The following is a 21,326-nucleotide window of genomic DNA, read 5'->3' on the forward strand; positions in this document are numbered from 1 at the left end:
AAATGATAACCGTTATCATTAAGGAATGGGAGAAATCAGAGTAAAGGACCTTAGCTGCGCATATCGCAATGTCACAGCCTTAAAGAACATCAACGCCAGCTTTCCCCAGGGCAGTCTCACGGCACTAATCGGCTCCAATGGCTCTGGAAAATCCACTCTTCTAGGAGCTCTAGCCGGCACCATCACACCTGTCTCGGGGAGTATCAGCGGACTGCCTAAAGAAATAGCTTTTGTACCGCAGCGCAGCCACGTTCCGGAAAATTTACCAATCAGCGTGTGGCATACCGTGAGCATGGGACGCTGGCTCAGCCGCCGCCCCTGGCAACGCCTCAGCGCGAGCGACCGCAACATTATCAACAGCGAACTAGAACGCCTGGGTATCAGTGACCTCGCCAGCCGCCCGCTTGGCGAGTTGTCCGGTGGCCAGCGCCAAAGGGCGCTTATAGCGCAGGGGTTAGCGCAGCAGGCACCGCTTTTGCTTTTCGACGAACCCCTCTCTGCCATCGACGCCGATGCTACTTTATTAATAGCCAAGGTCATTGCAGAGGAAAAGGCAGCTGGCAAAACCATCATCATCGCCACGCATGATGTAGCGCAGACGCGAGATGCAGATCGGACCATCACCTTGGAAAGGGGTGAGATAAAGTGCCAGCACAAAGCGTCTGAATCGATAATGTGACCTGTGGAAAGTTTGACTTGTGCCTCTGACCTGCGTTGACTTAAGCAAATGAAGCTTCCAAAAATCGCTGCGTTATTAGTTAGCGCAACACTCCTCTTAACAGGTTGTTCGGCAACCGGTGGGGCCCCCAGGGATACCCAAGGAGAAGGAGGCGGGGGAACCGTCGATACGCCCCGTCTTGTCGTGGCAATGGTAAGCCACGGCGCTCCTGGTGATACTTTTTGGGATTTGGTCCGCCAAGGTGCTGAAGACGCTGCGCAAAAAGACAATATTGAGCTGCGTTATTCCTCCAACCCCGAGGTTCCTGAACAAGCCAACCTTATTCAAAATGCCATTGATTCTGGTGTAGATGGCATCGCCATGACCATGTCTAATTCCCAGGCACTCGGACCTGCTGCGCAAAAAGCTGTTGATGCAGGTATTCCAGTGGTGGGACTTAATGCTGGAATGACGGACTACCAAAACTATGGAATGTCTGGATTTTTTGGCCAGGATGAAACTGTCGCTGGCACCAAAGCTGGTGAGCGCTTGGCTGCAGAAGGTGCACAGGATGTGCTTTGTGTAATTCATGAACAAGGCAATTCTTCACAGGAAGCACGCTGCGCTGGTGTGGCCCAGGGCCTCGGCAAAAAGGTGGAAAACCTTTATGTCAATGGCATGGATCTGACCTCGGTGAACTCCACTCTGCAGGCAAAATTGGCGCAGGATCCCAATATTGATTGGGTGATGGGGCTAAATGCAGCTGTGTCTATGACCATTGCTGATGCTGCAGCCTCGGCAAATTCTGCGGCCAAGATCGCCACCTTTGATACCAATGCCCAGCTTATGGATGCAATCCGCACTGGCAAGATCCAATTTGCCATTGATCAGCAGCCTTATTTGCAAGGCTATATGGCAGTGGATTCCCTGTGGTTAGCCCACCGCAATGGCACAACCGTAGGAGGCGGACGCCCGGTTTATACCGGACCAAGCTTTGTGGATTCCAGCAATGTTGAGGTTATTGCAGAAGCCGTCAAGGAAGGTCTGCGATGAGCATAAATACCAAAAGCAGGGGTGCGTCGACAAGCGTTCTTGAACGCGCCCTGAAGCGCCCCGAACTGACCAGCCTGGTTGGCGCAATTATTGTTTTTATTCTTTTTATGGCGGTGGCGCCGGCGTTTAGGTCCTGGGATGCGATGGCGACGGTGCTGTACGCCAGCTCGACAATTGGCATTATGGCGGTGGCCGTGGGGCTGCTGATGATCGCTGATGAGTTTGATCTATCAACCGGCGTGGCCGTGATTACGGCGGCGCTGGCGGCCTCGATGTTTAGTTATAATCTGTGGCTAAATACGTGGGTCGGCGCGCTGATCGCATTGGTGATTTCCCTGGCCATCGGCTTTTTTAATGGTTATCTGGTGGTGCGCACCAAGATCGCGTCCTTCCTGATTACCCTGGCTTCTTTCCTCATGCTGCAGGGTATTAACCTGGCGCTGACCAAGCTTATTTCCGGTACGGTGGCCACACCCACCATCGCTGATATGGAGGGTTTCCCCTCTGCACGCGCGGTTTTTGCCAGCTCAATCCCTATTTTTGGGGTAAATGTCCGAATCACTGTGTTTTGGTGGTTGCTCTTTGTCGCGCTCGGTACCTTTGTGCTCTTTAAAACCCGCTTTGGCAACTGGATTTTCGCCGTTGGTGGCGATGAAGATGCAGCTCGCGCCGTGGGTGTGCCAGTGCGTCGAGTGAAAATTTCGCTCTTTATGTTTGTGGGTTTTGCTGCCTGGTTTGTGGGCATGCATAACCTCTTTATGTTTGATTCCATCCAAGCTGGCCAAGGTGTGGGCAATGAATTTCTCTACATCATTGCAGCAGTTATCGGTGGAATTTCCATGACCGGCGGCCGTGGCACGGTCATTGGCACCATGATTGGCGCGCTGATTTTCGGCATGACCAACCAAGGCATTGTTTATGCAGGTTGGAACCCTGATTGGTTCAAATTCTTCCTCGGTGCAACGCTTTTGCTCGCCGTGCTTTTGAACCATCGTTTTGAAAATTTCAATAAGGAGCGCTCATGACCGCCTTGATTGAATTACGTGAAATTTCCAAAAAATATGGCAGCTTCCAGGCACTTTCCAATATCAACCTGAGCGTGCGCGCCGGGGAAGTCACCTGCGTGCTGGGCGATAATGGCGCCGGCAAATCAACCCTCATTAAGATTTTGGCCGGACTGCATAATGCCAGCTCAGGCCAGATTTTATTAGAGGGGGAGGAGCATCAATTTAATTCCCCGCGTGATGCTCTTGATGCCGGAATTGCCACCGTCTACCAAGATTTGGCAGTGGTGGGGCAGATGAGTGTGTGGCGCAATTTCTTCCTCGGCCAGGAACTTACCGGCGCTTTCGGAGTCCTCAAAAAGGACGAGATGCGCCAGATCACCGAGCAGCAATTGCGTGAAATGGGCATTGAGCTGCGCGATGTGGAGGTTCCGGTGGCCTCCCTTTCCGGCGGTCAACGCCAGGTGGTGGCCATTGCGCGCGCCATTTATTTCGGCGCGCGCGTGCTGATTTTGGATGAGCCAACCGCAGCACTCGGCGTGAAACAATCCGGCATGGTGTTGCGTTTTATTGCCGCCGCCCGCGATAGGGGGATTGGTGTCATTTTTATTACCCACAATCCCCACCACGCCTATTTGGTGGGCGATCATTTCATTTTGCTCAACCTCGGCAAGCAGATCCTCGACGTGCCCCGCGCGGGGGTCACCCTCGAGGAACTGACCGTGCAGATGTCGGGTGGCGGGGAGCTTGACTCCCTCAGCCATGAATTACAGCGTTAAAAACCCGCTTTTCGACGCCGCCCCGCACCGCCTGGCGCCCCCGGCAGGGGCGTGCTACTTGTCGCCCTTTTTATCGAACTCAGCCTGAATTTCTTCAGCCTCAGTGAGTTCCTCCGCAAGGTCCTCCTCGATTTCAGCTTCAGTTTCAGCTTCGAGGGGGACTTCGCTGTCTACTACAGCTTCTTCCACTGGCTCAGCCTCTTCGTTTACCGGAGTCTGGGTGGAGTACACCAACTTTGGCTCTTCCTCTACAATTTCTGGCTGCTCAGCGGCCTTCTTGAGCTGTACCTCAACACGTGGAGGCTGGGTGCCTGGGGCATCCTTCTTTTTCTTGTTGATCACGGCATAGGCAATTGCTGCCACACCGGAGGTAGCCAATGCAGCCAGGGAAAGGTTACGAACCCAGTGAGTTTCTGGTTCGCCCTTGACCTTCTTTACTGCCTTATCCTGCACCTTTGCCGCCTTCTTGCTGAGCTTCTTGCCGGACTTACGAGCATCCTTCAAGCTGGCAGCACTTTGCTTTTGTGCCTCCTCCAGCGCCTTTTCGAGGCGAACGCGGGCAGCCTTGGTGACATTTCCGGCCTTATCGCGGGACTCAGAATAGATATCCTTGGCAGATTCGACAGCCTGATCTGCCTTTGGAGCATAGGTTTCAGCGGCACTGGACAAAGCTTCATAGGTTTCAGAAACCTTACGGTCACGGTAGTCGCTGTAGGCATCATAAGCCTTGCGACCTGCAGCCAAAGCAAGATTTAGATTGGCAAAAGCACTCATGTTCTACTCTCCTTAGATCGGTAGATTTTCTTAAACTCCACACTAGTGAAACCACGGGACATGTGGTTGGCGTTATGATGGTGACTATGACTTTAAAGACCGCAACCGCGATCATGCATACAAATCGCGGAGATATTTCAATCGAGCTTTTCGGCAACCACGCCCCTGAGACCGTAGCCAACTTTGTTGGTCTTGCTCAGGGCACCAAGGAGTACCGCTCCGAGAACGCTAAGGGTGGCAATGAAGGCCCATTCTACGATGGCGCTGTTTTCCACCGCGTTATCGATGGCTTCATGATCCAGGGTGGAGATCCAACCGGCACCGGCCGTGGCGGCCCTGGCTACATGTTCGGCGATGAATTCCACCCAGAGCTGCGCTTTGACCGCGCATACCTGCTGGCTATGGCAAATGCCGGCCCTGGCACCAACGGCTCTCAGTTCTTCATCACTGTGACCCCAACCCCTCACCTCAACAACGCTCACACCATCTTTGGTGAAGTTACCGATGCTGAGTCCCAGAAGGTTGTGGATGCTATTGCAACCACCGCGACCGATTACTCCGATCGCCCAACCGAGCCAGTTATTATCGAGTCCATCGAGATCGTCGAATAATTCCTGTTAAATCTTTCAGGCCTGCCACATGTTGGCACGGCCTGATTTTTTATGTCGCGACCTAATATAAAGGGCACTATCTGCTCAGTTTTGGGCGGCTGACAAACCACCATGTGGAGACGACCCTTGCCTATGAACCTTGAACGCATCTTCCGCCAAGCCCCGGCTACCAATACTATTTCCTTGGCTATCGTGGCGGTTTATCTTATTACAGCTTTTCAATCACGATCCTTAGCCAATAATTTGAGTTTCAGTTCTCTGGGCGATTCGTGGATTCTCTATGCTCCCGCCATGACACATGGTTTTGGACCATTAAGAGCAGTGGGAGCCATCTTCTTGCATATTGGCCCCGGACATATGTTGCTGAACTTAATGCTGCTGTGGCTGTTGGGTAGAGAACTAGAAAAGTACTTTGGTGCTGCACTCTTTATGCTCATCTATTTAATTGGTGGCATTGGAGCTTCAGCGGCGGTGGTGTGGATGGATCCGCTTTCTCCAACAGCTGGAGCATCTGGCGCAATTTATGCCATGATGGCCATTTTGGTGGGCCTTTTTGCACGTCGTGGTGCTGATCTACGCGCGCCCATGGTGTTGATTGCGGTCAATTTGGGATATACCTTTTTGGCTACCAACGTCTCTTTATGGGGTCATCTTGGTGGATTAATTACCGGCGCACTGTTGGCATGGCCATTAATGAAGGCCACTACACGACGCGCACAGTGGAAGATTACAATTTGTGCCTTGATTGCAGTTGTCATTGTGCTCTTTTGGGGAATTCCATATCCATAAAGCTGATTAACTTAAAGAAAAATCGCCCTTTCTTTGCTCTTAACAAACAGCAAAGCGGGGGCATTTTTTGTACCTATTGTTGAATAGGTACCCTTTTAAATTACAAAAATGTAATTTAAGGCAATCTCAGGTTTGAAAAAGGTTGTCCACAATGTGTGCAGTGAATAATTATGCATTTATACACAAGAATAACTCTTTAATCTAACAACCTTGTGCACAATACTGGAAATAATTGTGGATAACTTTAATTCCCCAGATTTATCCACAAGAGTTATCCACACTGTGGATAGTCACATTCTTGTAATTTAAAGACCTTTGAGGTGGTCGTAAAATTCGAACATGAACTCAATCTGGAATTTTGGCTTCCTCACAATCCTTATTCGAACATCGGAGGGATAAGTGGAAACTGTTCACAGAGTTATCCACAGCCTGTGGAATGGATGGGGATAGTGGAAAAATAATGCAGAAAACAAGCCATTCACATTTTTATCCACAGATTGTGGATAACTCTCAAGTCAAGGATGGGTAGAAACTTATCCACAGGAGAATGTGGGGAACTATGAATGTCTGTGGATAACTAGGGTAAGGCGCCTCCAGTTCCTTAAACTGCGGAATCGAAAACATTTTCGTACGGTTCGGGGGTAATGGATTTAAATAACTAATAATCCGCTAAGTGGTTTAGCTTCGGCTTCTATTGCAATTTGGAGGTGAACGAGAGGTGAATTGGGGAGGTTGACACTTTGTGTACCCATTTCCCATAAGCCGGACACTTTTAGCATTGTTTACCCATCTAATCCGGGATTTAATTTCTATAGATCATTCGAAATGCTCAGGTGGGAAAACATAAAGGAGGTACGCATAATGCCAACAACACTTATTCATGGTGGCACAGTGGTTAGCTCAACTGGTCGGGGAGCAGCGGATGTTCTGGTAGAAGATGAAAAGATCGTGGCGCTATTAGCTCCAGGGTCAGTGCTCTTGGGGGAAAATCTTAAAGAAAATGTAGATAATCTCGTCGACGCCACGGGAAAATACGTGGTACCAGGCGGAATTGATGCCCATACCCATATGCAAATGCCCTTTGGCGGCACAGAAGCCTCCGATACTTTTGAAACTGGTACCCGCGCAGCAGCCTGGGGCGGAACTACCACGATTGTGGACTTCGCTATCCAAAAGCACGGGGAAAGAGTCTTTGATGGTCTGGAAGCCTGGCATGACAAAGCTCGTGGAGAATGTGCCATTGATTATGGCTTTCATCAAATTATCGGTGAAGTAAACCGAGACTCCTTGGATGCCATGGACCACCTCATGGATGAAGGTGTTTCTAGCTTTAAACTTTTTATGGCTTATCCAGGCGTTTTTTATAGTGATGACGCCCAGATCTACAAGGCGATGCGGAAATCTGCCGATACCGGTTTGCTTTCCATGATCCATGCAGAAAACGGGCCGGCTATCGACGCGATGGTGGAGGAACTGCTCGCCCAAGGAAAAACGGATCCTTATTATCACGGTGTGGCACGCGCTTGGCAGATGGAAGAAGAAGCTACCCACCGCGCCATTATGCTGGCGAACCTTACAAATGCGCCGCTTTATGTAGTGCATGTTTCGGCCAAACAAGCAGTCGCCCAACTAGCAGCTGCCAGGGACAATGGGCAAAATGTCTTTGGTGAAACCTGCCCGCAGTACCTCTATTTATCAATGGAGGATCAATTGGGGGCAGAAGGTTTTGAAGGTGCAAAGTGGGTCTGTTCTACACCTTTACGTTCAAAGCATGAACATCACCAGGAACATATGTGGCAGGCCTTGCGCACCAACGATATTCAAATGGTTGCCACCGATCACTGCCCATTTTGTTTTAAGGGACAAAAAGAAATGGGTATTGGAGATTTCTCCAAAATTCCCAATGGCATTGGATCTGTGGAACACCGCATGGACTTGATGTACCAGGGTGTTGTTGATGGACAAATCTCCTTGGAACGTTGGGTCGAAATCACCTCAACCACTCCGGCTCGTATGTTCGGCATGTACGGACAAAAAGGTGTGATTGCACCCGGTGCTGACGCTGACATTGTGCTTTATAACCCTGCTGGTCACACCTCTATTGGTGTAGACAAAACCCACCATATGAATATGGATCACTCCGCCTGGGAGGGATTTGAAATCTCGGGACATGTTGACACTGTGATGTCCCGTGGCCGCGTTGTGGTGGATAACGATACTTACCTGGGCAGCAAAGGACACGGAAAGTACATCAAGCGCGAGGCTTGCCAATACCTCGTCTAAAAACCACATCCTATTGAGAAAAGAGGCACTACATCATGACTATCTCGCTTACCCCAGAACAGCTCTTCCTCGAGGATTTTCACGACACCTATCAATTTGGAGCAACACCGGCGAATGGAGTGGATCGCCAAGCAGGCACCCGTGAACATGGTGAAATCAGAGATTGGTTCACTAAAAAGGCACAAGCCGCCGGAATGGAGGTACGTGTTGATTCAGTAGGAAACGTTTTTGCGCTTTATACCTGGAACCCTGAGGCAGATTATGCGCTGTTGGGATCCCACCTGGATTCCCAACCTTTGGGTGGCCGTTTTGATGGATGTTATGGCGTCATTGCTGCCTTACATGCAGCTCAGCAACTTAATGAAGAAGTACTAGCTGGAAAAGTCGAACCAAAACACAATATTTGTGTTGTTGATTGGTTTAATGAGGAAGGTGCTAGGTTCCAGCCCTCGATTATGGGTTCCTCGGTTTATGCCGGGTTCATGGATGAAAAGAAAATCCTCGATACCAAGGATGCCAAAGGCATCAAGGTTCGAGACGCTTTGGAAGAAATTGGGTATTTGGGCACAGATAAAGCTCCAATTCCAGTGGCATATGCCGAAATCCATATTGAACAAGGCCGTTTGCTTGAACGTCATGAAATTGAAATCGGTGCGGTAACTCAGTCGTGGTACACCCAAAAATTGCTGGTCACCGTCAATGGTGAACAATCCCATACCGGTGCAACTTATATGGCTGATCGTCATGATGCACTCACTGCAGCTGCAGAAATTGTCCTCATGACAGAAGCCGTGGTGGAAGGATTCCCTGGCGAAGAAATTGTCACCTCAGTAGGGCAATTAACGGTGGAACCTAACTCTCCAATTGTGGTGCCACGCCAGGTGGATATGGTTATTGATCTTCGTGCTCACCTGCGCAGCCAAGTAGAAGAAGCGCGCGCCACCTTATTAAGCCAATTTAAAGATTTGGAAAAGCGTCGCGGCTTAACTGTCTTGGCTCAAGACTTTGATATTCGTGATCATCAGTATTATCCCCTCGATGGAATTGAACTCACCGAAAAAGCTGCTGCTGAAGCAGGTCGCAGTTGTATGCGCATCGAGACGATGGCTGGGCATGATTCAGTTCCACTAAATCGCATTGTGCCAACAGTGATGGTTTTTGTGCCATCAGTTGATGGAGTTTCCCACTGCGAAAGGGAATTCTCCCGCGATGAAGACTTGGTTGCAGGACTTAAAGTACTTAAAGAAATCGCATTTCAGCTGGTTGGTGGCTCATTAGATGCCGATGAAGCAAAGGTAGATAGCGCTCTAGACGCCATGAAATAAGTGCTTATGCACTAACAACATCAGCTTTGGATTGGGTATCGCATGACCACAACAGTTCTTTCCGCACCACCGTTGAAGCAAACACCGCGTCCACCTTTAACAAAGATGCAAAAACGAGCACTTTTGGGCGCCGGAGTTGGACAGTTTATTGAGTTTTACGATTTTGCACTTTATGGCATTGTCTCCGTAGCACTTGCGCATCACTTCTTCCCGGCAAGTTCTGCCACCGCCGGCCTGCTTATGCTTTTTGCCACCTATGGAGTGTCGTTTTTATTCGACCAGTTGGCGGGCTATTTTTCGGCTCGCTCGGTGATCGTTATGGAAGGAAAGTGGTGCTAAGTGCCTCCATTTTGCTTATTGGTTTTGCCACAGGATTGATTGGATTCCTGCCCACAACAGCTACCTGGGGATTCGCGGCAACTGTTGGTCTAATTTTTTGTCGTTTGCTCCAGGGGTTTTCCGCCGGTGGAGAATCGGTAGGTTCTCCAGCTTTTGCCTTTGAACATGCACCACGGGATCGTCGCGGATTTTTTATCACGATCACTATTGCGGCTACGGCCTTACCAGCAGTTTTTGCCTCTTTGTTGGTGTTGTCGCTGCAATCCTGGCTTGGTGAAGAAACCTTTATGCAATGGGGTTGGAGGATTCCATTCCTGGTGGCAATTCCATTGTCCGTTTTAGGATTGTGGATTCGCCGTCGGACTGAGGAATCACCTGCTTATATGCAGATGGTGGAAGCTGCTGAGCAAAAGGATATCGGAAGTCCACTGCGCGAATCCTTCCAATTAAATGGAGAGAAAATCTTCCAGGTCATTATCATCATGGGATTTACTGCCATGGGATTCTATTTCCTGTCGGGATATTTCATTCCCTATGTGCAAACTGCAGGTAACCTCAGTGGAATTCAAACTTTGGCTATTAACGCTGGTGCCATGACTTTATATACCGTTGCTTTGCCTTTGTGGGGTCTCCTTGGCGACAAGGTCGGACGCCGCAAGATGCTTATTAGCGGAAGTATCGCGGTTGCAGTGACAATCATTCCGGCATTTATGTTGGTATCCAGCGGAAATGTGTGGCTGGCACTGCTTGGTCAGATCATCTTCGTATTGGCAATTACCAGTTATGGTGGCGGTTGTTATGCCTTCTTCATTGAGGTTTTTGATACTCGCACCCGAATGACTTCCGCTGCCTTTGCTTATAACGTTGGCTATGCAATTTTCGGAGGCACTGCTCCCTTTATTGGCACGCTTATGGTGGAGAAATCCGGTGTTGGATATGCGCCGTCTTTTTATATCTTGGCGCTTGCAATCGTTGTCTTGCTGACAATTTGGCTGACCAAGGTTCCTGAAACTAGGGAAGTAGTGTCATAAACTAAATTTTCTTTCTCACCCCAGCCGTACTGCATTGCGCAGTACGGCTTTTTTGTATGTCTAAAAATGCCGGGTTTGCTCACTAAAAATTGCTTTAGTGAGCAAAACCTCCACCCTGAAGAAAGTGATTTTTACCTCAAAACGCGCTGAGCGGCAAGGATTTATTCAAGAAAATTTGGCACTGGTAACACCTGTGTTTTATATTAGAAACGCCTTATAAGGGATAAGGGCTTGTTAAGAAAATGCTTTACCAATTTTTGGGGAAGAAGGAAATAAAAAGCGGCATTTTTCAGGCTAAACGCCTGGTCTCCCTATCTGTGGCGGCCAGTCTTTCACTTGGGATTTTCACCTTAACAGCGCCTGATGCTGCAGCCTATGATGTCTCAGGAATGCTCAGCTCTTCTCGTGGTACTGCTGATTACTCTGCTTCTCGCGCAGCTGATTTAAATGCTCAAGAAGCTGAGATCATCAATTTGGTTAACCAGCACCGCGCAAACAATGGTCTTGCTCCACTTGCCGTTAGTGCCGAGCTTTCTGCTTCTGCGAAGCAGTGGTCACAGCGTATGGCAAGCGATGGACGCTTGTATCACTCCGGTCTTAACCTTGGCGAAAACTGTGGTTGGGGAAGCTACAATATGACCCCTCAGGAGATTGTCCAAATGTGGATTGATTCCCCAGGTCATAATGCAAATCTGCTCAACCCGGACTATAGCGTAATTGGCGCCGGAATCGTCATTGATTCCAAGGGTCAAACTTGGTCGACCACTCAGTTTTACTTCTAAAAATTTATAAAACAAGAAGCCTTTCTCATGAAAATGGGGAAGGCTTCTTGTTTTGTCATGGGCACTGTGTTCAAAAGATTGTCATTGACGGCACAGATTGAGGCTTTAATACCTGTCGTTCTATTGGTTTACTAAAAGGGTCTTCACCTCATTGAGGAACACCTCAAATACCCACATCCCAATTACAGGGAGGAGTAAACCATGACCACATTTCTTCCGACACCAAAATTCTTAAGCGGCGGGGAAGTACATCCACCGATGGCAGCTGCTGAAGCCGTCGCGGAAGCAAACCGCTGTTTGTACTGTGCAGATGCCGCTTGTGTGCAGGCCTGTCCCACACATATTGATATTCCGGAATTCATTCGAAAGGTTTCCACGGAAAATACCACCGGCGCTGCCACCACCATTTTGGAAGAAAATTTTCTGGGTGCCACCTGTGCCCGAGTTTGTCCGGTTGCGGAACTCTGCCAGGGCGCTTGTGTGATGAACAAGATGGCGGAAAAGCCGATTGAAATTGGGCGCCTCCAAAGGTTTGCCACCGATCACCTTGTTGAACAGGGGATTAAGCCATTTACTGCAGGAACTCCAACCGGCAAGAAAGTACTTGTGGTTGGTTCAGGTCCGGCAGGTTTGTCTGCTGCAGCAGAGCTGGCCAAAGCCGGTCACGCGGTTACCATTTGGGAGCGTCGCGAGCTTGCCGGCGGCTTGTCCACCTATGGCATTATCACTTTGCGCGAACCCGTTGAGGTTGCGCAAAGGGAAGTGGATATGGTGCGTGAGCTGGGTGTTCAGATTGAAACAAACACCTCTCTAAAAAATGCAGAGCAACTACACGACGTCGCAAAGCACTATGATGCCGTATTCCTGGGCCTCGGACTGGGCGCGGTGCCCGCGCTGGACATCCCCGGTTCGGAATATATTTTGGATGGGCTGCACTATATTTCTGAGGTTAAAACCAATGCGCCACAGGCGCCCGAGCCTCGCAACGTGGTTGTTATTGGCGCAGGTAACACGGCAATTGACGCCGCAACCACGGCGCGCACCCAGGGTGCGCAGGCTACCATTGCTTATCGACGAACCGCTGCCGAGATGACTGCATTTGAAGATGAATACCTTTTTGCAGTAAAAGCGGGCATAAACTTTGTGTTCTTAGCCAATCCGGCAGAAGTATTAACAACAGATGGCAATGTCACCGGACTACGTTGTACCCGGATGACACTGGGACCCGCTGATGCGCAGGGGCGTCGACAAGCAATTCCCTCCGGGGAAGCAGACCTTGTCCTGGCCTGCGACACTGTGATCGCAGCGATTGGTCAAGAAAAATTCGACTCAGAAACTGGCTTTGAGCTGCCACTTAACTCCGGATACTTGGATGTTGCAAAGGACCTAGCGCTCGCGGCAGCCGAGTTGGACAACGTTTTTGCCGGCGGTGATGCCATCCGCAGAACGGGCGACGCCTCCACCGTCATGGCAGTTCAAGATGGAAAAATCGCAGCGCGATCCATCACTGCCTTCTTGGAAAAGGAGCAGCACAATGGCTGATTTGAGCACTAACTTCCACGGAATTAAAAGCCCCAACCCTTTTTGGCTCGCCTCCGCGCCACCCACCAACTCCGGTTACCAAGTAGATAAAGCTTTTGAAGCTGGTTGGGGCGGCGCAGTATGGAAAACCATCGGGCCACCGGTACAAAATATTTCCAACCGCTATGGCTCTTTTACTAAAGATGGCCACCGCATGATGGCGATTAACAATGTGGAACTAATTTCCGATCGCCCTTTAAGAATCAACCTTAAAGAGATCGCCGAGGTGAAAAAGCGCTGGCCAGACCGTGCTGTCATCGTCTCCGCCATGGTGGATGCAGACCCCAACGCCTGGCGCACCATCGTTAAACAAATTGAAGATACCGGCGCCGATGGCATCGAATTGAACTATGGATGCCCACAGGGAATGTCCGAACGTGGCATGGGATCGGCAGTTGGCCAATCGCCCGAAGCCTGCGAAATGAACACCGCCTGGGTCACCGAATACGCCAGCATTCCGGTAATCCAAAAACTTACTCCCAATGTCACCGATGTCCGGCTCTCAGCCCGCGCCGGAGTTCGTGGCGGCGCTCAGGGATTATCCCTGATCAACACCATCAACTCAATCACCAAAGTTGATCTAGATACTTTCACCGTTTCCCCCACAATTGGCGGACGCTCCACCCACGGTGGATATGCCGGACCTGCGGTAAAACCCATCGCCTTGCATATGCTCTCTGAACTAATGCATGATCCCACTATCCAAGAATCCGGCTTGCCGATCTCTGGAATGGGCGGAATTTCCACCTGGAAAGACGCCGCGGAATTCTTACTCCTCGGTGCTACCTCCCTGCAGGTATGCACCGCTGCCATGACCTATGGCTTCCGCATCATCGATGATCTTTGCGATGGTCTTTCCAATTGGATGGATTCCAAAGGTTTTGACACCATTGCAGATTTCCGTGGCAAGGCAATTGACGTTCACGGCGACTTTAATGATCTAGACCTTGCCCACAAATCAGTAGCCCGCATTGATCCTTCCAAATGTATTGGCTGCAATCTTTGTGTTACTGCCTGCCACGACACTGCCCACCAATGCATTGACCTGGTCGGACCCAATGGAACCGTGGTTAATCCCGGCTTTAATCCTGATCTCAATGGAAAAATCACCTTGGATATTAGGCCTACTCCGCAGGTCCGAGAATCCGATTGTGTGGGATGTGCTCTTTGTGCCAATGTCTGCCCAGTTGATGACTGCATTGACATGGTGAGTGTGCCTTCCGGCCGGGAATCCGTGACTTGGAATCAACTCACCGCTGCCAACCCCGAGATCGCCAATGACTGGGATGTCATGGAGAAATGGCGAGAGGAGGTTGGCATTGAAATCCATTAACCTCGCCAAGCTGTCCCTTCCTCCATGAGCGCTCAAATAAGCGCCTGGAGTTTGGGTCGCCCCGATTTACCTGCGGTCTTGCCGTTGGTCTTGCTCTCGGTCTGGCCTGCGGTCTTGCCGGCCACGTCCTGACACGTCAAGTTTTTAACAATCCCGTTTGTTCCCGTTCAAACCCGTACACAACAACCACTGGAAAAATCTAAAAACCTTGAACTTCTTGAATCTCTCGAGCCCTTATACATTTTTGAACCGCACCCGAAGGAGCCACTGTCATGAGTACCCCAGTGACGAGCAATTATTATGACAGCACTTTATACAATGCTGATCTCCGACCAATTCCCCGCAAAGCCCGCACCTGGAATAGCTGGGCATATATGGCGCTGTGGATCGGCATGTGTATTAACGCAGCAACCTGGACCCTAGCCGCAGCACTCATTGCCATGGGCATGGACTGGATCCAAGCAGTTATGACCATCGTGGTGGCTAACATGATCATTCTCATCCCCATGGTGTGTAATAGTCACGCCGGTGCAAAACACGGTATTTGCTTCCCGGTTTTCTCCCGCGCAGCATTCGGAACCCGCGGTGCTAACCTCCCTGCGCTGATTCGTGCCACCGTCGGTTGTGGTTGGGCAGGTATCCAAACTTGGTTTACCGCTCTTGCACTCGACCTCGCCATCGGCGCAGTTGTCGGCTCCGCCTGGACTGAAGCTCCCACTCTTTCCCTCGGATTTATCGGCGAAATGCGCATTACCCTCTGGGCTTGCTTCCTAGTTACTGCAGTTCTGCAGGTTATTGTCATCGCCAGGGGCTTTGAAGCTGTAAAGCAGATCCAGCAGATCTCCGGACCAATTATCACCGTGGCAATTGTTGTCCTGCTGGTTTATTTGCTCATCCGCAGTGGTGGAAACCTCGGCCCAGTTGTAAGCCAGCCTTCCCAAGTTGGTTGGGGCAAAGAGTTCTGGCTTGGTGCTTTCCCTCCTGGTCTGATGGCTAATATCGCTTTCTGGGCTGCACTTTCCCTCAACATGCCAGACTTCACCCGCTTTGCACAGGATCAGAAATCCCAAATCCGTGGCCAGATCTTTGGACTTCCCACCTCAATGTTGGCTTTCTCCCTGCTTGCTGTACTTACCACCTCCATCGCAGCTTATGTTTTTGATGTGCTTCCCGATACCCTCTGGAGCCCAGATGCACTTGTTGCAGTATTGGGTAACCCGGCAGTTGTTGTCATCGGTGCCCTGATTATTACCCTGGCTAACTTCTCCACCAACGTTGCAGCGAACATGGTTGGACCGGCACTGGACTTCACCAATATCTTCCCGCGTTATATCTCACGCAGCACCGGCGTCATTCTGGTAATGGTCATCGGAACCTGCATGTTGCCATGGAAGCTGCTGGCTAGTCCCGAATCCTATATCTTCGTGTGGCTTGGTTTCTACGGTGGCGTCACCGGCGCTATCGGTGGCATCTTGATCGCCGATTATTGGCTGATGCGTCGCACCAAGCTTAATGTTCCTGCACTTTTCCTCCGTGAAGGTGAATACACCTACAACAAGGGTTGGAATATGAAGGCAGTTATCGCCTTTATCGCTGGCGCCATTGCCGCAGTGGGTGGCGCTTACTCCGACATCGTTGATGGCGTAGCTACCGGACCGTTCCCCGAGCATGGCTTCATCCCAATCTTGCAGCCACTATATGACTACAACTGGGTTGTCAGCTTTGTGGTCGGCATGGCGGTCTACCTGCTGCTCAACGTTCCAAATATGGGTTACTTCAAAACCGTAAAGGATATTCCTTTCCCTGAAGTTCATGATGTTGCTGGCCCAGCTACCTCAGAACCTGTAGTTGGTGCAGCCCCAGTAGTTGCCAAGGTCTAAAAATTTTTAAGAAATCACAAAATGCCATCTCCTTTAAGGGAGATGGCGTTTTTATTTATGCCACCCAGAGGTGGCAGGGGTTTTAAAACGGCGCTTTTCGACGCAACCGAGTTTAGGATCGTGCACGCACCGCTAGTGAAAGGGTGAACTGGGTATCTCCATCATTGAGATCAACACCCAAAAGCCTTTCAATGGTGGAAATACGTGAATAAAGTGCCGTGCGGGAAAGATACATGGCATCTGCTGCAGCTGACCTGGAAGTAGGGAAGCGCAGAATGGTTTCCAAGGTTTCCAAGAGATCTGAACCATGGCGGGAATCGTGAACCAGCAAAGGCTCTAGGGTGGAATCCACAAATGCTTGTACTCGGACATCACCGCTAAGCGAATGCATAAGTCCATCAATTCGGTCACGGGAAACTCTAAAAAGATGCACTCCATCGGCGCTTCCCAAGAATTCTGAACGCCTGACCTGGTGCAATGCAGATGATAGGTCGACTGGGCCAGTTAGATCGCTAGAAATAATAATGGAGACCCGTGGTGCGAGGGAACGTAGTCTATCCATTAGTTGATTGCAACGCTGCGGAATATTGCTTTCGGCAGTTAGCGTCCATGCACAGTTAATGCGATCGGGAAATTCTGGGGAAACTGCAGCTAAGGCAAAGGAACGGGGCGCAGTGGATTCCAAAATGCGGCGGACTTCTTCAGCTGCAATTCGGTTGCCGTGGAATCGAATATCCAGCGCTAAGATTTGTCTATCCCGGGTCGGGAAGCCGGTAGCCTCCAGTACCGTCCTTTCACCATCGACCGTGGTGAAGCGGTTATCCATTAACCTTTGCAGCGATACACGATCCACTAATTCATTCCAAGAATTTGGATTGGCAGAAGCTACCCTTTCAATGGCTAAGGCCATAGCTGCATGGCGCAAAATATAAGATCCGTGCGCTGGATTTTCAGTAGTGCCGCGGAAATACAATCTGCCCCAGTGGCTTCCCTGAGCTTGAATATCAATAAAATCCCAGGTGATAGTGGGATCAGTAGGGTCACATACTCGGATTGGTTCAGCAATAAGACCTTGATGACGGTTTTCCAAAGACCATAATCTGGACTTCTTTTCCCAGTCTGCAAGAAGTTCAGAAGGTAGTTCATGACCTTCCGAATAGTAGATCACGCGGTGGGCTAGATCTTCTAGTACTACGGGGCAACCAAGGAGACGGGACGCATGAATAACAAGTTGTTCAGTGGGTGCGCCATTAAACATCAGGGACCAAAAAGATTCTGAAATATCGCGCATGGCTGCAGTTTGGGCAAACTGCTCGTTGAGAATGCGAGTGTGAACTTCTTCAGTAACACTGACAAAGCGCAGCTCACGGTGGGTAACAATGAGGGGAAGACGATGTCTTTCACATTCTTTTTGCACAGCTGGGGGAAGTTGCTTCCAATGAGTGCCTAATTCCACCAAAAGGCCGGTGGCTTCTGCGCGGGCAAATTGGTCAATATTCATCCTGATCTCGGTATCGTCCTCACCAAGCCCAAGACCAGTGGTTAAAAGCAGCTCATGGCCACGCAGTAATTTTCCAGCGCGGGGAGATTCGGCAACATGTACCCAGCGCACATTGTGGTCTAATTGCTCATGCCCATAGAGAACTTCAACCTGGGCACGTCTGAGAACGGGGAGCTCAAGGACCTCTTTTAAGGTAATTGTTGATGGTGGTTCAACTGAAGAAAGAGGCGTGCGTGCGTGGGGATGGAGTTTAGGCTGTTGCCCTGTGCTCCGGCCCACGGCGGAAGAGTTCATTGGGACAGGCATGGACTTCACTTTCGGCTTTAAGGATGGGCATCAGCTAGTTGGTGCCTTTTAAAGACAATCATAACTGTCAACCAATAGAAAATTTCTTCGGCCACCCAATATTGCCGCCTAAAAGTGTGAACATTGTGTAATTTTCTTCCACTTACCTGCCACAGTATGAACCTATAAAGCTATAGATATTGCTGTCATACTGGGATCCACGGAAGTATTTAACGTCAGTTTTTGCCCTTGAAGGTGCTTTGAGCTGAGCTTTTAGTTAACTCCGCAGCAGTGCCCAAAAATTCATTAAAAAGTTAAATCACAACTGATTTGAAAACAAAAGTAACTAACACAGTGTCATTGTGTGGTTCGCCAACTTTTTTTAAAAACCCCAAAATCCCCAGGAGATAAGCAATGTCACAAACCCTTAGTGCCACCCTCAGCACTACCTCGGAGTCGCCTGCGACGGCCAATGCAACAGCACAGCCACCCATTATTGGGCACATTATTAATGGCCAGCCACACACTGAGAGCGAACATTTCAGCAAGGTCTTTAACCCAGCGACAGGGCAGGTCACTGGACATTTAGCACTAGCCACCACGGAGACAGTCGCTGCCGCAATTGCCGCAGCACAGGCTGCCGCACCGAGTTGGCGGGCTACTGGCCTGGCAAAACGTGCAGCTGTGATGTTCAAATTGCATGAGATCATCACCTCGCGCCGGGATGAACTGGCGCTGATTATCAGTAAAGAACAAGGAAAAGTACTGTCCGATGCCCAGGGTGAGATCACCCGTGGTTTGGAAAATGTGGAGTTTTGCGCTGGTCTGGTCCATCACATGAAAGGCGAGTACCTGGAACAAGCAGCTCAGGGTCTTGATGTTCATCAAATCCGGCAGCCACTCGGCGTTGTCGCATGTATTACTCCCTTCAATTTCCCCGCCATGGTGCCACTGTGGATGATCACCACCGCCATTGCCGCCGGCAACACCGTCATCCTCAAACCCAGCGAAAAAGATCCCAGCGCCGTTAACTGGATCGTCGAAGCCTTCCATGAAGCTGGGTTGCCAGCCGGTGTGCTTAACCTCGTGCACGGAGATAAAACTGCAGTGCAGACGCTTATCGATGACCCCCGCGTGCAGGCCATCAGCTTTGTGGGGTCTACACCCATTGCGCGCGCTATTTATACCCAGGCCACTGCCCAAGGTAAGCGTGTGCAGGCGCTCGGCGGCGCCAAAAACCATATGGTGGTCATGCCTGATGCAGATCTTGACGCAGCCGCGGATGCCGCCATTTCCGCTGGCTTTGGCGCTGCCGGTGAAAGATGCATGGCCATTAGTGTGGTGGTTCCAGTGGGTGATATCGCTGATGAACTCATCGCAAAAATCTCCGAACGAATGGCAAAACTTACCATCGGTGCTGGCACTGATCCTACTTCTGAAATGGGGCCAGTAATTACTGCCGAAGCTAAAACTCGTATCGAAGGCCTTATCGATGGAGCCACAGCCGACGGAGCCACAGTAGTTGTTGATGGTCGCGTACTGGAATTGCCGGCAGCTGGATTTTTTGTGGGACCAACACTCATCGACAATGTTGTCCCGGGCATGGCTGTTTATGATGAAGAAATTTTCGGTCCTGTTCTTTCGGTGGCCCGTGTCAGCAGTTTTGATGAGGCCGTGGCATTGATCAACAACTGCCAATTTGCCAATGGCACAGCGGTATTCACCCGTGATGGCCGTACTGCCCGCGAGTTTGAGTACGCCATCGAGGTAGGAATGGTTGGCATCAACGTTGCCATCCCGGTTCCCATTGGTGCTTTTTCCTTTGGCGGTTGGAAGGACTCACTTTTTGGTGACACTCACATCTACGGCCCGGAATCCTTCAACTTCTATACCCGCCGCAAGGTGGTTACTTCCCGCTGGCCACAGCCCGAAGAATCCCAGATCAACCTCGGTTTCCCCACCAACTAAAAGGAGCAAGAACATGACAACGGTAGCTGCCCCAACATCCCATGTTTTTCATTCATGGTCGGCCCAAGACCACGTTGATTCTTTACATGTTGTCGCCGGACAAGGCGTATTTTTTGAAGATGACAAAGGTCAGCAATATCTAGATTTTGCCTCCCAATTGGTCAACCTCAACTTAGGCCACCAGCATCCTCGACTAGTCAAGGCACTGCAGGCACAAGCTGAAAAACTAGCTACTATCCAGCCAGCCTTTGCTAATGATGCCCGTTCTGAGCTGGCCCGTTTAATTTCTGAGGCAGCACCCAGATCGCTTAACCAAGTGTTTTTTACCAATGGTGGAGCCGATGCCAATGAACATGCGGTAAGAATGGCTCGCTTACATACTGGACGCAGAAAAGTTATGTCTATGTACCGTTCCTATCACGGCGCTACGACGACGGCGATTAGTTTGACCGGCGATCCTCGCCGCTGGGCTAATGAGCCCAGTGATAGTTCAGTTGTGCACTTTTTCGGCCCCTACGCCTATCGCTCCGCCTTTTGGGCAGGATGTGAAAAAGAAGAATGTGAACGCGCTTTGGCACATTTGGAAGCACAAATCATTTTAGAGGGCGCAGCTACTATCGCAGCCATCATCATTGAAACTGTGGTGGGAACCAATGGCATTTTGGTGCCACCGCCTGGTTATCTTCCAGGTGTGCGCGCCCTGTGTGATAAATACGGAATTGTCTATATCGCAGATGAAGTCATGGCAGGTTTTGGCAGGACTGGCACCATGTTCGCAGTGGAGAATTTTGGGGTGGAACCTGATCTTTTAACCTTTGCTAAGGGCGTGAATTCAGGTTATGTCCCATTGGGTGGTGTGGTTATTTCTGATGATATTGCCGCTACTTTTGCTCATACTGTGTATCCCGGTGGTTTGACCTATTCCGGGCATCCTTTGGCCTGCGCGGTAGGTGTGGAAACCTTCGCAGTGTTTAAAGATGAAGATATCTTGCAGCGCACTCAAACCTTGGGGCAAGAAGTGGTGGCACCATTTTTGGCTGATCTTTGCAAGGACTTTGAGCAAGTAGGTGAGGTTCGTGGCCTGGGCTTATTCTGGGCAATAGAGTTGGTTAAGGATTCTCGCAGTAGAGAAGCCTTGGTGCCTTTTAATCCGAGTGCGGAGGAAAATGCGCCAATGTTACGCATCGGAGCAGCCCTCAAGGCAGCTGGCTTGTGGCCGATGATTCAACAAAATCGAATCCACATCGCACCGCCATTGATTATTTCGGAGGCAGAGCTAAAGCGGGGGTTGGAGATTATTAAGCAGGTACTCAGCGCAGAATTAAGGGGGTAAGTGACAGAAAGTGTGTC

Annotated in this window: 19 protein-coding genes; 17 read left to right on the forward strand and 2 right to left on the reverse strand. The window is 50.2% G+C overall.

The genetic code is table 11. The features are described from left to right. Positions 1–25: 25 nt before the first annotated feature. The 4 genes from aztA to H924_RS00140 are packed head-to-tail and all read left to right on the forward strand — an operon-like array spanning position 26 to position 3,494. The gene (aztA, locus tag H924_RS00125; protein WP_015649941.1) at positions 26–679 is read left to right on the forward strand and encodes a zinc ABC transporter ATP-binding protein AztA; all 654 of its coding nucleotides are present in this window, start codon (positions 26–28) and stop codon (positions 677–679) included. A 48-nt stretch (positions 680–727) separates the two neighbouring features. Then, positions 728–1,711, forward strand: coding sequence for a substrate-binding domain-containing protein (locus H924_RS00130; RefSeq protein WP_029703587.1), 984 nt, complete (start codon positions 728–730; stop codon positions 1,709–1,711). Next, complete coding sequence (locus tag H924_RS00135) at positions 1,708–2,736, forward strand: ABC transporter permease (RefSeq protein ID WP_015649943.1); 1,029 nt, start codon at positions 1,708–1,710, stop codon at positions 2,734–2,736. The genes H924_RS00130 and H924_RS00135 overlap by 4 nt, the downstream gene beginning before the upstream one ends. Continuing rightward, the gene (locus H924_RS00140; RefSeq protein WP_015649944.1) at positions 2,733–3,494 is read left to right on the forward strand and encodes an ATP-binding cassette domain-containing protein; all 762 of its coding nucleotides are present in this window, start codon (positions 2,733–2,735) and stop codon (positions 3,492–3,494) included. The genes H924_RS00135 and H924_RS00140 overlap by 4 nt, the downstream gene beginning before the upstream one ends. A gap of 54 nt (positions 3,495–3,548) precedes the next feature. Here H924_RS00140 and H924_RS00145 read toward each other — a convergent pair whose 3' ends face one another. Further along, positions 3,549–4,268, reverse strand: a complete 720-nt coding sequence (locus H924_RS00145) for a hypothetical protein (protein ID WP_015649945.1) — start codon at positions 4,266–4,268, stop codon at positions 3,549–3,551. A 74-nt stretch (positions 4,269–4,342) separates the two neighbouring features. Here H924_RS00145 and H924_RS00150 point away from each other — a divergent pair, with 74 nt between their 5' ends. The 11 genes from H924_RS00150 (at position 4,343) to H924_RS00190 (ending at position 16,222) form a co-directional block, all read left to right on the forward strand. Continuing rightward, positions 4,343–4,879 carry a peptidylprolyl isomerase gene (locus H924_RS00150; RefSeq protein WP_015649946.1) on the forward strand — a complete coding sequence of 179 codons (537 nt, stop codon included), beginning with the start codon at positions 4,343–4,345 and terminating at the stop codon, positions 4,877–4,879. A gap of 132 nt (positions 4,880–5,011) precedes the next feature. Beyond that, positions 5,012–5,668 (forward strand): rhomboid family intramembrane serine protease, encoded by a 657-nt coding sequence (locus H924_RS00155; RefSeq protein WP_015649947.1) that lies wholly within the window; start codon positions 5,012–5,014, stop codon positions 5,666–5,668. Between the two features lie 861 nt (positions 5,669–6,529). Beyond that, a complete protein-coding gene (hydA, locus tag H924_RS00160; protein WP_015649948.1) occupies positions 6,530–7,951 on the forward strand; it encodes a dihydropyrimidinase in 1,422 nt (473 codons plus the stop codon). A 35-nt stretch (positions 7,952–7,986) separates the two neighbouring features. Further along, entirely contained in the window at positions 7,987–9,276 is a 1,290-nt protein-coding gene (locus H924_RS00165) for a M20 family metallo-hydrolase (RefSeq protein WP_015649949.1), read from the forward strand. A 42-nt stretch (positions 9,277–9,318) separates the two neighbouring features. Beyond that, positions 9,319–9,615, forward strand: a complete 297-nt coding sequence (locus H924_RS14450) for a hypothetical protein (protein WP_245533878.1) — start codon at positions 9,319–9,321, stop codon at positions 9,613–9,615. Beyond that, positions 9,549–10,646, forward strand: coding sequence for an MFS transporter (locus H924_RS00170; protein WP_245533932.1), 1,098 nt, complete (start codon positions 9,549–9,551; stop codon positions 10,644–10,646). The genes H924_RS14450 and H924_RS00170 overlap by 67 nt, the downstream gene beginning before the upstream one ends. A gap of 97 nt (positions 10,647–10,743) precedes the next feature. Continuing rightward, the gene (locus tag H924_RS14650; RefSeq protein ID WP_281167549.1) at positions 10,744–10,866 is read left to right on the forward strand and encodes a hypothetical protein; all 123 of its coding nucleotides are present in this window, start codon (positions 10,744–10,746) and stop codon (positions 10,864–10,866) included. A 22-nt stretch (positions 10,867–10,888) separates the two neighbouring features. Next, the gene (locus tag H924_RS00175) at positions 10,889–11,428 is read left to right on the forward strand and encodes a CAP domain-containing protein (RefSeq protein WP_015649950.1); all 540 of its coding nucleotides are present in this window, start codon (positions 10,889–10,891) and stop codon (positions 11,426–11,428) included. Positions 11,429–11,629: 201 nt separating this feature from the next. After that, positions 11,630–12,970 (forward strand): NAD(P)-dependent oxidoreductase, encoded by a 1,341-nt coding sequence (locus H924_RS00180; RefSeq protein WP_042392344.1) that lies wholly within the window; start codon positions 11,630–11,632, stop codon positions 12,968–12,970. Further along, positions 12,963–14,342: an NAD-dependent dihydropyrimidine dehydrogenase subunit PreA gene (gene preA / locus H924_RS00185; RefSeq protein WP_015649952.1), complete on the forward strand. Its 1,380-nt coding sequence runs from the start codon at positions 12,963–12,965 to the stop codon at positions 14,340–14,342. The genes H924_RS00180 and preA overlap by 8 nt, the downstream gene beginning before the upstream one ends. A 272-nt stretch (positions 14,343–14,614) precedes the next feature. Next, complete coding sequence (locus tag H924_RS00190; RefSeq protein ID WP_015649953.1) at positions 14,615–16,222, forward strand: NCS1 family nucleobase:cation symporter-1; 1,608 nt, start codon at positions 14,615–14,617, stop codon at positions 16,220–16,222. A 112-nt stretch (positions 16,223–16,334) separates the two neighbouring features. On the opposite strand, the gene H924_RS00195 is transcribed toward H924_RS00190, so the two are convergent. Next, positions 16,335–18,029: a PucR family transcriptional regulator gene (locus tag H924_RS00195; protein ID WP_015649954.1), complete on the reverse strand. Its 1,695-nt coding sequence runs from the start codon at positions 18,027–18,029 to the stop codon at positions 16,335–16,337. A gap of 393 nt (positions 18,030–18,422) precedes the next feature. On the opposite strand from H924_RS00195, the gene H924_RS00200 reads away from it, so the two are divergent. Together H924_RS00200 and H924_RS00205 are read left to right on the forward strand one after the other, a co-directional pair. Then, entirely contained in the window at positions 18,423–19,976 is a 1,554-nt protein-coding gene (locus H924_RS00200) for a CoA-acylating methylmalonate-semialdehyde dehydrogenase (RefSeq protein WP_015649955.1), read from the forward strand. A gap of 13 nt (positions 19,977–19,989) precedes the next feature. Further along, positions 19,990–21,309 (forward strand): aminotransferase class III-fold pyridoxal phosphate-dependent enzyme, encoded by a 1,320-nt coding sequence (locus H924_RS00205; protein ID WP_015649956.1) that lies wholly within the window; start codon positions 19,990–19,992, stop codon positions 21,307–21,309. The last annotated feature ends 17 nt before the right edge of the window (positions 21,310–21,326 follow it).

This window comes from Corynebacterium callunae DSM 20147 (assembly GCF_000344785.1).
In the GTDB taxonomy this organism is placed as follows: Bacteria; Actinomycetota; Actinomycetes; order Mycobacteriales; family Mycobacteriaceae; genus Corynebacterium; species Corynebacterium callunae.